This window comes from Algibacter sp. (assembly GCF_039977455.1).
GTDB lineage: Bacteria > Bacteroidota > Bacteroidia > Flavobacteriales > Flavobacteriaceae > Algibacter_B.
This window is the reverse complement of sequence record NZ_JBDWDG010000022.1, coordinates 379897-394827: the sequence shown is the minus strand read 5'-3', so window position 1 is coordinate 394827 and position 14931 is coordinate 379897. Positions and strand designations below refer to the sequence as shown.

At 33.4% G+C, this 14931-nt stretch carries 9 protein-coding genes; all 9 read left to right on the top strand.

From position 1 onward, the window contains the following. The first annotated feature begins 252 nt into the window (after window positions 1–252). The 9 genes from ABJM36_RS10630 to ABJM36_RS10590 all read left to right on the top strand — a co-directional run bounded on the left by ABJM36_RS10630 (window position 253) and on the right by ABJM36_RS10590 (window position 14916). Complete coding sequence (locus tag ABJM36_RS10630) at window positions 253–1326, top strand: LacI family DNA-binding transcriptional regulator (RefSeq protein WP_348451426.1); 1074 nt, start codon at window positions 253–255, stop codon at window positions 1324–1326. Window positions 1327–1524: 198 nt separating this feature from the next. After that, complete coding sequence (locus ABJM36_RS10625) at window positions 1525–2886, top strand: MFS transporter (RefSeq protein WP_348451425.1); 1362 nt, start codon at window positions 1525–1527, stop codon at window positions 2884–2886. Window positions 2887–2890: 4 nt separating this feature from the next. Next, complete coding sequence (gene pgmB / locus ABJM36_RS10620) at window positions 2891–3568, top strand: beta-phosphoglucomutase (protein WP_348451424.1); 678 nt, start codon at window positions 2891–2893, stop codon at window positions 3566–3568. 143 nt (window positions 3569–3711) lie between these two features. Then, window positions 3712–6021 (top strand): glycoside hydrolase family 65 protein, encoded by a 2310-nt coding sequence (locus ABJM36_RS10615; RefSeq protein ID WP_348451423.1) that lies wholly within the window; start codon window positions 3712–3714, stop codon window positions 6019–6021. Window positions 6022–6060: 39 nt separating this feature from the next. Then, window positions 6061–8178 (top strand): glycoside hydrolase family 97 protein, encoded by a 2118-nt coding sequence (locus ABJM36_RS10610; RefSeq protein ID WP_348451422.1) that lies wholly within the window; start codon window positions 6061–6063, stop codon window positions 8176–8178. Between the two features lie 11 nt (window positions 8179–8189). Then, on the top strand, window positions 8190–10169 hold the full coding sequence (locus ABJM36_RS10605; RefSeq protein ID WP_348451421.1) for a glycoside hydrolase family 13 protein: 1980 nt from the start codon (window positions 8190–8192) through the stop codon (window positions 10167–10169). Between the two features lie 29 nt (window positions 10170–10198). Further along, on the top strand, window positions 10199–11380 hold the full coding sequence (locus tag ABJM36_RS10600) for an alpha/beta hydrolase-fold protein (protein ID WP_348451420.1): 1182 nt from the start codon (window positions 10199–10201) through the stop codon (window positions 11378–11380). 1 nt (window position 11381) lies between these two features. After that, a complete protein-coding gene (locus ABJM36_RS10595) occupies window positions 11382–13259 on the top strand; it encodes an alpha-amylase family protein (RefSeq protein ID WP_348451419.1) in 1878 nt (625 codons plus the stop codon). Between the two features lie 4 nt (window positions 13260–13263). Further along, on the top strand, window positions 13264–14916 hold the full coding sequence (locus ABJM36_RS10590; RefSeq protein ID WP_348451418.1) for an alpha-amylase family glycosyl hydrolase: 1653 nt from the start codon (window positions 13264–13266) through the stop codon (window positions 14914–14916). Window positions 14917–14931: the final 15 nt, after the last annotated feature.

Here is a 14931-nt window from a genome sequence, read left to right as displayed (position 1 = left end):
AAGAATTCGTAAAGAAATAATTTAACATTACGAAATATTTTACGAAAACGTTTTCGTGTTGACAACTTTACATGTTTTAAGTCTTAAAATAAGAATATCATATATTTCAAGCTGTTTTAAATAATCTTATATCTTTACAGAAACAATAGAATTATTACTATTTTAGTTTGAAAAACGAGTTGATAGAAATCTTTATTTTATCAAATTTATTAACACGAAATTTCTTATTTAGTAATAGCATATTTCAATTATATGAAAAGAAAGATAACATTAAAGCAAATTGCTAAGGAGTTAGATGTCTCTGTTTCAACGGTTTCTAAGGCGCTTAGTAATAGCAAAGAGATTAGCGAAGACACTACACAAAAAATCCAAGCTTTTGCCAAACTATATAACTATAAACCCAATAATATTGCGCTTAGTTTAAAGAATAGAAAAACTAAAACTATAGGTATTTTAATACCAGAAATTGTACATCACTTTTTTTCTACGGTTATTCGAGGTATAGAGCGAGTTGCCAATCGCCGAGGTTATAATGTTATTGTAGGGCTATCAAATGAGTCCTTTACAAAAGAAATTATAAACATGGAAATGCTTGCTAATGGCAGTATTGATGGGTTTATCCTTTCTATTTCAAAAGAAACTTTACTAAAGCAAGATTACCATCATTTTAACGCTACAATAAACCAAGGCATGCCTATTGTGATGTTTGATAGAGTTGTAAATGAAGTAGATTGCGACAAGGTAATCGTAGATGATTTTAATGGAGCCGTAAAAGCAGTAAAAAAGCTTATTGAAAACCAGTGTAAACATATTGCTTTAATTACCACCTTGGATTACGTTAGTGTAGGTAGATTAAGAACTCAAGGGTATTTGGAAGCATTACAAAATAATGGAATAGAAGCTGATTCTAATCTGATATTAAAAATTGACGACAGCTTAGATGTTGAAAATAATTTAGACATTTTGGAAACAGAAATAGCCCAATTTTTTAAATCTAACCCTAATATTGATGGTGTTTTTGCCGTGAATGAACTTTATGCGGTCTCAGCTATGAAAGTAGCAAGGAAACTTGGATTAAAAATACCAGACGACGTTCAGGTTATTGGATTTACTGATGGCGTACTGTCAAAACATGCAACCCCAAGCCTTACAACGGTTAGCCAGCATGGGCAGAAAATAGGTGAACAATCTGCCAATTTATTGATTGATAGGTTGGAAGCCGAAGACGCAGAACCTGAGCAATACTTTACAAATACCGAGAAAAAACGTGATTTTATAAAGGTGGTTATTGAGACAGAAATTATTGAAAGAGAATCTACTAAATAGTTTCGTAGAATACTTTGGGTAAATAAAATTAATTAGGAAAAACGAAATTCTTTTATATCTTTGACTCGAAATCAAAACTTATATTTTCACTTCTCACAATAAGTTTTGATAAGTAGTATCAATTAGAAATGTTGATTTTTTCTATTCAAATTGATACAAAACCGCTTATCAAATAGTATTAATTTAATATACTATTTAATGGAAAAGCGCAGATTAAGTTTCTGGCAAATTTGGAACATGAGTTTCGGGTTTCTAGGGATACAAATGGGGTTTGCACTCCAAAATGCCAACGCAAGTAGAATACTTCAAATTTTCGGAGCCGATGTTCACGAACTATCATGGTTTTGGATAATTGCCCCTTTAATGGGCTTAATTGTTCAACCCATTATAGGGCATTATAGCGATAAAACCTGGGGTAGATTTGGTAGACGAAAACCTTACTTTTTAGTAGGTGCCATTTTAGCTTCGGTAGGTTTAGTTCTTATGCCACAAGCAGATATTTTTATTGCCTTTTTGCCTGCCTTATGGGTTGGAGCAGGAATGTTAATGATTATGGATGCTTCCTTCAATATTGCTATGGAACCTTTTCGAGCATTAGTAGGAGATAACTTAAGAACCGATCAACGTACCTTAGGGTTTAGCGTGCAAACGGCACTTATTGGTTTTGGGGCAGTTATTGGCTCTTGGTTGCCTTATGCATTGACCAATTGGTTTGGAGTATCTAATGAAACAATTCAAGGTGCTGTGCCCTTTAATTTGATTCTATCGTTTATTATTGGAGCTATTATATTAGTAGTTTCAATTTTAATTACGGTGGCTACTACTAAAGAATATTCGCCAGAAGAACTTGATAGTTTTGAAGATGAACAGGTTCATTCAGAAACGTTAGCTAAAAACGACCAAAAAGAGAAATCGAGTTTGTTGGATATTTTTGAGGATTTCAAAAAGATGCCAACTACCATGCGTCAATTAAGTTGGGTGCAATTCTTTTCCTGGTTCGGGCTTTTTGGTATGTGGGTGTTTGCTACACCTGCCATTGCACAACATATTTACGGGTTACCATTTACAGATAGTAGTAGTTCTGCATATCAAGATGCAGGAGATTGGATAGGTATTCTTTTTGGTGTTTATAACCTAGTATCTGCGTTTTACGCTTTTGCATTACCCTATATAGCTAAAAAAATTGGCCGCAAAAAAACACATTCAATATCTCTTATTATTGGAGGCTTAGGCTTATTGTCCATCTACATTATGCCAGATAAAAATTGGCTTATTGTTTCTATGGTGGGCGTAGGAATTGCTTGGGCAAGCATTTTAGCAATGCCTTATGCTATTTTGGCGGGATCTATTTCACCAAAGAAAATGGGCGTTTACATGGGTATATTTAATTTCTTTATTGTTATTCCTCAAATAATCAATGCCTTAATTGGCGGTCCACTTGTAAAATACGCGTATGGCAACCAAGCCATATTTGCTTTAATGATGAGTGGTATTAGTTTTTTAATTGCAGCATCTTTAGTATATAAAGTAAAAGATGTTGATGATATAATTCAATCATAAAATCATGAACAAAATAGGCGTTATATTCGATTTGGACGGTGTTATTGTAGACACTGCTAAATATCATTTTTTAGCTTGGAAAGGGGTGGCAAATCATTTAGGATTTGAGTTTACCGAAGCGCATAACGAATTACTAAAAGGTGTAAGTCGTGTTAGGTCATTAGAAATTCTTTTAGATATCGGGAAGGTGAAACTTTCCGAAGCAAAAAAACAAGAATTTTTAATTAGTAAAAACGAAGAATACCTCAAGTATATCACTAAAATGGGACCTGAAGAAATTTTACCAGGAGCAAGTAAGCTACTCGATACACTTGATGAATTAGGAATACAATATGTATTGGGGTCGGCAAGTAAAAATGCACCTTTAATTTTAAGACAGGTTAATTTATACGAAAGGTTTATAGGTATTGTTGATGGAAACAGCGTTTCTAAAGCTAAACCAGATCCAGAAGTGTTTTTAATTGGAGCAAAAAAATTAAATCTTAAACCCGAACACTGTGTTGTTTTTGAAGATGCCATTGCGGGCATAGATGCTGCAAATACCGCACATATGATTTCTATTGGTATTGGTGATAAACAAACCCTCAGTAATGCCGATTTTAATTTTAAAAATTTAACCGAAATAACCTCAGACTTTATCAAATCATTGATAAAAAAAACACAGACTATCAAACAGAAGTAAAAGGACTCATTTCAAGTTTATTCTTGAGGGGTTCTAGTGTTCATGTTAATAAAATAAAAAATAATAATCGAGAAATAGATTTATTAGAATGCCAAGTCTAACAGCAAAGCGGTCTAAAGTCCATTCTCTATCATCTTAAAAAAATGAATCAAGATTATATAAAACCAGATAATTGGTCCATCATTGAAGAAGGTTTTGATGCAACTCATGTAAAATCTTCAGAAAGTATTTTCAGTATTGGCAATGGTGCCATGGGACAACGTGCAAATTTTGAAGAAACATACTCCGGTGATACCTTTCAAGGGAGCTATATCGCGGGCGTTTACTACCCCGATAAAACTCGTGTGGGTTGGTGGAAAAATGGCTATCCAGAATACTTTGCTAAAGTGTTAAATGCACCAAATTGGATTGGAATTAACGTGACCGTTAACGGTGAGTCGTTAGATTTAAACACTTGTAAATCTGTTGAGAATTTTAAACGAGAACTCAATATGAAAGAGGGCTGGTTATCAAGATCTTTTATAGCGACCTTACCTAATAATGTTCAAGTTGAGGTGGCAGTAAAGCGTTTTTTAAGTTTAGAAATAGATGAAATAGGAGCTATAAATTACGAGGTAACTCCCATAAATAGCGATGCTGAAATTATATTTCAACCTTATTTAGATTCTGGAATTACCAATGAAGATACCAATTGGGACGATAAGTTTTGGGACACAACCCATGTAAATCATCTCAACCATCAAGCTTTTATTGAAGCAAAAACAATGAAAACCCATTTCCATACGTGTACATTTATGGAATCGGAAGTTTTTCTTTCTGGTAAATCCGTCTTGGTGGAGCCTAGTGTTACAGTGGATTCTAATCAAGTGTCGTTTAGTTATGCGCAAGCAGTAAAAAAAGGGAATACCTATAGCATTCAAAAATTTGGTGGCTATACAGTCGATAGAAATCATGACAAATCCAATTTAGTAAAAGTTGCAAAAGAAGTTTTAAAAACTGCAATAAAAAAAGGATTTAATCAATTACTTGAAGACCAAAAGCAAGCATGGGGGAAAATTTGGGAAATAGCCGATATTACTATTGATGGCGATGTAAAAGCCCAACAAGGAATTCGCTTCAATATTTTCCAACTAAACCAAACGTATTTAGGTAAAGATTCAAAATTGAATATAGGGCCTAAAGGTTTTACAGGTGAAAAATATGGAGGAAGTACCTATTGGGATACCGAAGCGTATTGCATCCCATTTTATATGGCAACTAAAGATCAAAAGGTTGCTAGAACACTTTTAGAGTACCGATATAATCATTTAGATAAAGCCATCGAAAATGCTGAAAAGTTAGGTTTTAAAAACGGAGCAGCTTTATATCCAATGGTAACCATGAATGGTGAAGAATGCCATAACGAATGGGAAATTACCTTTGAAGAAATTCATAGAAACGGCGCTATTGCTTTTGCAATTTATAACTACTATCGCTATACTGGAGACTATAGTTATATTCCAGAAAAAGGACTAGAAGTTTTAATTGGTATTGCTCGTTTTTGGCAACAACGTGCTACGTTTTCGGCAGATAAAAACCAGTATGTTATTCTTGGTGTAACTGGTCCAAATGAATATGAAAATAACGTAAATAATAACTGGTATACTAATTATTTAGCAAAATGGTGTATAGATTTTACGCTTGAGCAAATTGAAAAAATTGAAACAGAATATGTTTCAGATTTTTCTAGAATTGCCAAAAAAGTAAAACTATCTAAAAAAGAATTGGCGCTTTGGAAAGCGGTTGCAGATAACATGTACTTTCCATATTCTGAAAAGCATCAAGTGTATTTACAGCAAGATGGATTTTTAGATAAAGAATTGATTTCTGTTGAAAAATTATCAAAATCAGAAAGACCTATAAATCAAAAATGGAGTTGGGATAGAATTTTGCGTTCGCCATACATAAAACAAGCAGATACCTTACAAGGGTTTTACTTTTTTGAAGATCAATTTTCTGATGAAACTTTAGAACGTCATTTCGATTTTTATGAGCCATTAACAGTTCATGAAAGTTCTTTGTCTCCATGTGTACATAGTATTCAAGCTGCAAAATTAAATAGGATGGAGCAAGCTTACACATTCTATTTGCGTACTTCAAGATTAGATTTAGACGATTATAATCACGAAGTACACGAAGGTCTACATATTACTTCTATGGCAGGAACTTGGATGAGCATAGTTGAAGGTTTTGGTGGTATGCGCGTTAAAAACAATAGGCTTTCATTTACACCTAAAATTCCAAAACAATGGAACGGTTATTCGTTTAAAGTGAATTTTAGAAATCATATTTTAAAGGTTGAAATCACGCAAAAGCAAACTAATTTCGAAATAATTTGTGGTAATGATTTAGAAATTCTTGTAAATAATAAACCTCTAGTTTTAAAAAGTAAAGGGGTGAAAGTTGTGAGTTAATTTAGTTTATAAAACCATAATCATACTAAAATAAAAAGCATGAAATTTCTATATATTTTAAGTGTAACTGTACTGTTTTCATTTTTAAATCTTGCTAATTCGCAAGAGCTGAAATCACCCAATGGTGAGTTCATTATGAATTTTTCTTTAGAAAATAATGGTATGCCAACCTATCATTTGTCTTATAAGAATATGGTAGTCATAAAACCTAGTCATTTAGGTTTAGAGTTAAAAAATGATGATAAGTCGTTGCTTGACGATTTTAAAATTCTAAAAACTGAAAATTCAACTTTTAACGACACTTGGACACCAGTTTGGGGTGAAGAGAAAGAAATAAGAAATCATTATAATGAATTAGCAATTAGTCTAAAACAAAATGAAACAAATAGAATTGTAGTTATCCGGTTTAGATTATTCAACGAAGGTTTAGGGTTTCGTTATGAGTTTCCACAACAGAAAAATTTGGTGTATTTCATAATTAAAGAAGAGAAGTCACAATTCGCCATGACAGGCGACCATACGGCATTTTGGATTCCGGGAGATTATGATACTCAAGAATACGATTATACGGAAACAAAATTATCTGAAATAAGCTCAAAGTTTGACCAGGCTGTAACAGGAAATGCATCTCAAGAGCAATTTTCTAAAACAGGTGTGCAAACCTCTTTAATGATGAAAACTGCCGACGGTTTATATATTAATTTACACGAAGCTGCACTAATCAATTACTCATGTATGCATTTAAATTTAAACGAAGAAACCATGGTTTTCGAGTCGTGGTTAACACCAGATGTAAATGGCGATAAAGGATATATGCAAGCACCTTGTAATTCGCCTTGGAGAACCATTATGGTAAGTGATGATGCACGAGATATTTTAAATTCAAGAATCACTTTAAACTTAAATGAACCTTGTGAAATTGAAGACACCTCTTGGATTAAACCAGTTAAATATATAGGTGTTTGGTGGGAAATGATAACTGGTAAAAGTTCTTGGGCTTATACTGATGATTTACCTGCAATTCAATTAGGGGTAACAGATTATTCTAAAGTAAAACCAAACACTACACACGCTGCAAACAATACAAAAGTAAAACGCTATATCGATTTTGCTTCAGAACACGGATTTGATGGTGTTTTAGTTGAAGGTTGGAATGAAGGTTGGGAAGATTGGTTTGGGAAATCTAAAGATTATGTTTTTGATTTTGTAACGCCATATCCCGATTTTGATGTTGAGGGTATTCATAAATACGCGAAATCTAAAGGTGTTAAAATGATAATGCATCATGAAACGTCTGGTTCTACAAGAAACTACGAACGCCACATGGATAAAGCGTATCAATTCATGAAAGACAACGGGTATGATGCTGTAAAAAGCGGGTATGTTGGTAATATTTTACCAAGAGGCGAACACCATTATAGTCAGTGGATTGTAAACCATTATCAATACGCTTTTGAAAAAGCGGCTGATTATGAGGTTATGGTAAACGCACACGAAGCGGTAAGACCAACTGGCATTAGTAGAACGTATCCTAATTTAATTGGAAATGAGTCTGCTAGAGGTACCGAGTTTCAGGCGTTTGGTGGTTCAAAACCTAATCATGTTACCATATTACCATTTACAAGACTTATAGGCGGGCCAATGGATTATACCCCAGGGATTTTTGAAATGGATATTAGTAAATTAAATCCTAATAACAATTCGCATGTAAATAGTACCATTGCAAACCAATTGGCATTATATGTTACCATGTATAGTCCGTTGCAAATGGCTGCAGATTTACCTGAGCATTACGAGCAGTTTATGGACGCTTTTCAGTTTATAAAAGATGTGGCAATAGATTGGGATGAAAGTATCTATTTAGAAGCAGAACCAGGAGATTACATCACTGTTGCTAGAAAAGAAAAAGGAAGTCCAGATTGGTTTATAGGTAATGTAAATGGTGTTAGTTCCAGAACATCTAATATTACATTAGATTTTCTTGAAAAAGGAAAAAAATATATGGCTACTATTTATGCCGATGCTAAAAATGCACATTACAAAACCAATCCGCAAGCTTATTCTATTAGTACAAAGAATGTAACAAGTAAATCAAAATTATCTCTTTTATCTGTGCCAGGTGGGGGTTATGCTATTAGTATTAAAGCATTAAATTAAAATTAATAGCTATGAGATATTATTTTAAAATATATAAAAACACTAAACGTTCATTATTCCTTGGGTTGCTATCTGTATTTGCGTTAAATTTATCTTGTAAAAAAGCAGGTGATATAAAAATGGATGAGGTTGAGGAAAATGTTTCAATAATTGAAAAACAGGATGTTAATCGCATTGAGCCTTTAAATTGGTGGGTGGGATTCAAGAATCCTAAACTCCAGTTATTAGTGCATCATCCTAATATTTCGGGTAAAACTGTTCAACTGTCTCATCAAGGAGTCTCTATTGAAAAAGTGCATAAAGCAGATAGTCCAAATTATTTATTTATAGATTTAAATATTTCGGAATCTACAAAAGCTGGGAAATTCAACATCATTTTTAAAGAAGAAAATAAAGAAGATTTAGTACATACTTATGAACTTAAATCAAGAAAAAAATCTTCAGAAGAATATATAGGTTTTAATAGTAGCGATGCTATATATCTAATTACACCAGATAGGTTTTCTAACGGAAATCCTGAGAACGACATTGTTGAAATACTTCATGAGAAAACAATTGATAGGAATGATGATTATGCTCGTCATGGTGGAGATATTCAAGGCATCACCAATCATTTAGATTATATTGAAGAATTAGGATTTACAGCCGTATGGCCATCTCCGTTATTAACCAACGATATGGTACAAGGGTCATACCATGGTTATGCTATGACCGATTTTTACGAGGTAGACCCTCGCTTTGGAACTTTAGAAGAATACAAAAAATTATCAGCTAAATTGTCTGAGAAGGGCATGAAGTTAATTATGGATCAAGTCGCAAACCATTGCGGATTGGAGCATTGGTGGATGAAAGATTTGCCTTTTAAAAATTGGATTAACCATCAAAAATATTACGAGGACCATATTGACAATTGGGATGGCGGCGAAAGTATTATTACTAATCACAGGCGTACAACAAATCAAGACAGGTATGCTTCTAAAATTGACAAGAAAAACATGAATGTAGGTTGGTTTGTAGCTGCTATGCCAGATTTAAACCAACGTAACGCCTTTATGGCGAAATATACCATTCAAAATAGTATTTGGTGGATAGAAACGGCAAATTTAGGTGGTATTCGGCAAGATACTTATCCCTATCCAGATAAAGATTTTATGAGTCGTTGGGCTGGCGAAATTATGAATGAATATCCTAATTTTAGTATTGTTGGAGAAGAGTGGAGTTACAACCCGCTTTTGGTTGGGTATTGGCAAGATGGAGCTCAAAATAGAGATGGATACAAGTCTAATTTAAAATCGCCAATGGATTTTCCAATGCAAAATTTTATTGTTGAAGCGCTAAATGAAGATGAGGAATGGGATAAAGGCCTAGTTAAAATTTATCAAGGTTTAGCCAACGATTTTTATTATGCGAGCCCTAAAGACCTAATGGTTTTTCCTGATAATCATGATATGAGTCGCATATTAACGCAGCTAAAAGGGGATGTTGTAAACACCAAAATGGCACTTAGTTATTTATTGACTTTACCAAGAATTCCTCAAATATATTACGGCACAGAAATTTTAATGAATGATTTTGATAAGCCTGGAGATCATGGAGCAATTCGTTCCGATTTTCCTGGTGGTTGGGAAGGAGATGATGTTAACGCATTTACCGGAGAAGGCTTAAATGAGATACAAATGGACATGCAAGGCTATTTAAAGAAACTTCTAAATTATAGAAAAAATAGCAAAGCCATTCATGATGGTAAAACTCTACATTTTGCTCCTGAAAATGGTATTTATGTGTTGTTTAGAATTCTAAATGATGAAACTGTAATTCATATTATTAATAAAAATGATAAGCCAGTAGAATTAGATTTAAACAGGTTTGAAGAGGTAGGTTTAAAAGGAAAATCCATAAAAAATATAATTACCGATTATCAGTTTTTCTGGGGAGATAATATCACTCTTAACGAAAAAGGGAGTCTCATTTTGACTACTAAATTGTATTAACTCATTTCATTCTTTTACTAATACTCAAAATGAAAAATCAGTTTTTCATAATCTTATTTTTATTTATAGGTATAGCCTGTGGTAATAGTAAGAAACAAGAAGATAACCCGCTTTTAAGTGAAGAGGAGGTTACTTTTATTATTGAAAAATTACCTGTAACACATCAATTTAATGACGATATTTATATCTCTGGAGATTTTGAAGGTTGGTCTGGTGGTAAAGAACAATTCAAACTGAAAAAAGTGAATAAGTTGTATGCAATCACTATTCCCAAATATCAAGAAAACATAAGTTTTAAATTTACAAAGGGACATTGGGAAACCGTAGAGTGCAAAGACAATGGCAATCCTATTGAGAATAGAAGTTATAGGTTTTCAAAATTAAAAGATACAGTGAAAATTAGTATTACAAACTGGACAACAAATAAGCTTCAAAATAAGGTGTCTACTGCTACAGAAAACGTTCAGGTATTTGCCGAAAATTTTGAAATTCCACAATTGAATCGTAAACGTAAAATCAGTATATACTTGCCTCCAAATTATAACACTTCACAAGAAAAATTTCCTGTTTTATATATTCAAGACGGACAAAATGTGTTTGATGTGGCATCATCGTATAGTGGTGAATGGCAGGTAGACGAAACTTTAAATAGTATGTATAAGGAGTCCGGTTTCGGACTTATAGTAGTCGCTATAGATCATGGTGGTGAGAAACGTTTAAATGAGTATTCGGCTTGGGATAATGAGAATTCTGGTAAGGGAGAAGGAAAATTATATTTAGATTTTTTAGTAAACACATTAAAACCCAAAATAGATAATGCGTTTAGAACAAAATCTGATAGCCAAAATACAGCTGTAATGGGGTCGTCATTAGGTGGTTTATTTGCGCATTATGCAGCAATTGTACGTCCAGATGTATTTGGGAAAGCAGGTGTGTTTTCTCCATCTTTTTGGTATGCAAAAGATAGTTTTGAATTTACTAAAGAAAGATCAAATATAGACGCCAGTAAAATATATTATGTAGTTGGAGAAAAGGAGGGTAATAATATGGTTAAACCTATGAAGGAGATGGTTACATTAATGAGGCAAAATGGTTTTCCAGAGCACCAATTATTTAGTGTGGTTGTGCCGGCTGGAACGCATAGCGAATCTTTTTGGAAAAGCGAATTTCAACGTGCAATAGGCTGGTTATTTAATATAAGTAAACAATAAAATGAACTCAATAAATTATACTCTTATAGTAATAGCGATGTTAGGATTAAGTTGTAAACAGGATATAAAAGTGGTTAGTGAAGTTAATGAAGCCACACAGGTTAAGAAAAAAAAATACGTAGTCTACCAGGTTTTTACACGTTTGTTTGGTAATACCATTTCTACTAATAAACCTTGGGGAACCATAGATGAGAATGGTGTTGGTAAATTCAATGATTTTACGGAAAAAGCATTAAAAGAAATTAAGGATTTAGGAGTTTCTCATATTTGGTTTACGGGAGTGCCTCATCATGGTGTTATTAGAGATTATACCAAGTTTGGTATTTCAAACGATGATCCAGATGTTATTAAAGGACGCGCTGGTTCTCCTTATGCGGTAAAAGATTACTACAATGTAAATCCTGATTTAGCAGATAATGTTACAAATAGATTGCAGGAATTTCAAGCACTTATAAACCGGACACATCAATCTGGACTAAAAGTGATAATCGATATAGTCCCCAATCATGTAGCACGAAATTATAAAAGTATTTCTAAGCCAAAAGGCGTCAAAGATTTTGGTGAAGATGACGATGTATCTGTGGTGTATAAGGTAAATAATAATTTTTATTATAATCCCAATGAAACGTTTAAGGTACCAATATGGAAAAATGGTTATTTGCCTTTAGGTCCTGAAAAACATGCTTTAAAAGATGGTAAATTCCGCGAAAATCCTGCAAAATGGACAGGCAATGGGTCTAGATTATCTCAACCGGATATGAATGATTGGTATGAAACCGTGAAAGTTAATTATGGTATTTCGCCTGAAGGTAAAAAGGATTTTGATGCACTTCCTATTGGTTTTGAAAATGAAGGTTATGAGAAACATTATGAGTTTTGGAATGATAAATCAGTTCCAAGCTCTTGGGTAAAGTTTAAAGATATTGCCTTGTATTGGTTAAAAATGGGGGTTGATGGCTTTCGTTACGATATGGCAGAAATGGTGCCTGTTGAGTTTTGGAGTTATATGAACTCGAGTATTAAAATGATAAACCCTGATGCTTTTCTATTAGCTGAAGTGTATAATCCATCGCTGTATAGAGATTATATTAAAAAAGGGAAAATGGATTATTTATATGATAAAGTCCAATTGTATGATACTATAAAAAGCGTGATGAAAGGTAGAGGGAAAACAGATTATATTCCACCCATTCTCAACGATTTAAAAGATATAGAGCATCACATGTTACATTTCTTAGAGAATCATGACGAACAACGTTTAGCAAGTTCAGGTTTTGCCGGAAGTCCAGAAAAAGGAAAACCCGCAATGGTTGTTTCTGCAACTTCTACAACGGCACCAATTATGATTTATTTTGGTCAGGAAGTGGGGGAAGATGGCTCAGAAAATGCTGGGTTTGGGACGTCCACAAGAACATCTATATTCGATTACGTAGGTGTGCCAGCCCATCAACGTTGGGTAAATAATAAAAAGTTTGATGGTGGACAATTAACCAAAGATGAAAAGGAATTAAGAGATTTTTATAAGCGCCTTCTAAATTTTACAATAAATAGTAGTGCTTTGGTTGGCGATTATCAAGACATTCATTTGTATAACAGAGAAAATACAGAAGGATATAATGATAAAATGCTGTCATTTGTACGTTGGAGTGATGATGAAAAGCTAATTGTTATTTCAAATTTTGATAATAATGCGGGTTTTGAATTTGAATTAAAAATACCGAAAAATGTAGTCGAAAATTGGCGTTTGGATGAGAAGGGGTATAACGTTCAAGACCAATTATACCATGAATTCAAATCTACTTTAAAAGTTGAAGATGGTATTGGCACTGTTAAAATAAAGCTAGATGCTTTGGAGTCTTTCGTTTTAAAAATTAAATAAAAGTATGAAGTATTTAGTATTTGTAATATCATTTTTTGTGTTTTTTAATTGTGATGACAAAAAAAGTATTCCTCCAGAAAAACCAGAAACACCTTTCGTTTGGGAAGCTGCTAACGTATATTTTTTATTGATAGACCGTTTTAATAATGGCGATAGATCAAATGATATTAATTTTGGTAGAACTGCAAAAACAGGAAAACTTCGCGGGTTTGAAGGAGGTGATATTAAAGGCGTTACTCAAAAGATAAATGAAGGGTATTTTACCAATTTAGGAATTAATGCCATTTGGATGACACCAATTGTAGAGCAAATTCATGGAGGCACAGATGAAGGCACAGGTTTAAGTTATGGTTTTCATGGGTATTGGGCGAGCGATTGGACCACTTTAGATCCTAATTTTGGAACTAAGCAAGATTTACATGAACTAGTAGAAACAGCTCATAAACATGGTATTCGTATTTTGTTAGATGCAGTAATAAATCATACGGGACCAGTAACAGAAAAAGATCCTATTTGGCCTTCGGAATGGGTGCGGACAGAACCTCAATGCGATTATCAATCATACAATAATACTATTGCCTGCACTTTAGTTAAAAACCTCCCAGACATTAAAACAGAAAGTGATGAAGCGGTTAACTTACCACCACACTTAGTTAATAAATGGCAAACTGAAGGTAGATATGGTAACGAAGTAGCAGAATTAGATGCGTTTTTTGAAAGAACAAATTATCCTAGAGCGCCTCGTTTTTATATCATGAAATGGCTCACAGATTATATTACAGAATTTGGAATTGACGGATATCGAGTTGATACAGTTAAACATGTTGAAGAAAATGTTTGGCAAGAATTTAAGCAAGAATGTGATTTCGCTTTCGCTGAATACAAAAAAAGCCATCCTGATAAAGTACTAGACGATAACGATTTTTATTTATTGGGAGAGGTTTATAATTACGGAATTTCAGCAACCAAAGCATTCGATTTTGGCGACAAGAAAGTTAATTATTTTGATAATGCTTTTAACGCACTTATTAATTTTGAAATGAAATGGGATACAGCTCAAATGGCCACAGAAGTGCACTTTAAAAAATATTCCGATATACTTAATTCAGAATTAAAAGGTTATAGTATATTAAATTATTTAAGTTCTCATGATGATGGTCAACCATTTGATGCCGTTAGAGAAAAGCCATTTGAAACCGCTACAAGGTTACTATTATGTCCAGGTGCCTCTCAAGTTTATTATGGTGATGAATCTGCGAGATCGCTTGTTATTGAAGACGCTGTTGGTGATGCCACATTGCGTTCTTTCATGAATTGGGATGCCATTCAAAACAATCCAGAAACACAATCCATTTTAAAGCATTGGCAAAAACTAGGGCAATTTCGAGGAAACCATCCAGCAGTTGGAGCCGGTATACATCAAATGATAACCGATACACCTTATGTGTTTTATAGAAGTTTTTCAAAAGGTAATTATAGAGATTTAGTGGTTGTTGGATTACATTTGCCATTCGGGAAAAAAGTATTAGATGTTTCTAAGGTATTTGAAAATGGAGATACACTACGGGACGCTTATTCAGGTTTTTCGAATAGAGTTTCTGACGGAAAAATCACCATTGATTCTAAGTTTAATATGGTTCTCCTAGAAAAACCATAAGAAACCTTGATTTAT

What these genes read in the sequence shown, in the direction of transcription:
- ABJM36_RS10630 (WP_348451426.1), top strand. Translation starts at nt 253, where the DNA reads ATGAAAAGAAAGATAACATTAAAGCAAATTGCTAAGGAGTTAGATGTC.
- ABJM36_RS10625 (WP_348451425.1), top strand. Translation starts at nt 1,525, where the DNA reads ATGGAAAAGCGCAGATTAAGTTTCTGGCAAATTTGGAACATGAGTTTC.
- pgmB (WP_348451424.1), top strand. Translation starts at nt 2,891, where the DNA reads ATGAACAAAATAGGCGTTATATTCGATTTGGACGGTGTTATTGTAGAC.
- ABJM36_RS10615 (WP_348451423.1), top strand. Translation starts at nt 3,712, where the DNA reads ATGAATCAAGATTATATAAAACCAGATAATTGGTCCATCATTGAAGAA.
- ABJM36_RS10610 (WP_348451422.1), top strand. Translation starts at nt 6,061, where the DNA reads ATGAAATTTCTATATATTTTAAGTGTAACTGTACTGTTTTCATTTTTA.
- ABJM36_RS10605 (WP_348451421.1), top strand. Translation starts at nt 8,190, where the DNA reads ATGAGATATTATTTTAAAATATATAAAAACACTAAACGTTCATTATTC.
- ABJM36_RS10600 (WP_348451420.1), top strand. Translation starts at nt 10,199, where the DNA reads ATGAAAAATCAGTTTTTCATAATCTTATTTTTATTTATAGGTATAGCC.
- ABJM36_RS10595 (WP_348451419.1), top strand. Translation starts at nt 11,382, where the DNA reads ATGAACTCAATAAATTATACTCTTATAGTAATAGCGATGTTAGGATTA.
- ABJM36_RS10590 (WP_348451418.1), top strand. Translation starts at nt 13,264, where the DNA reads ATGAAGTATTTAGTATTTGTAATATCATTTTTTGTGTTTTTTAATTGT.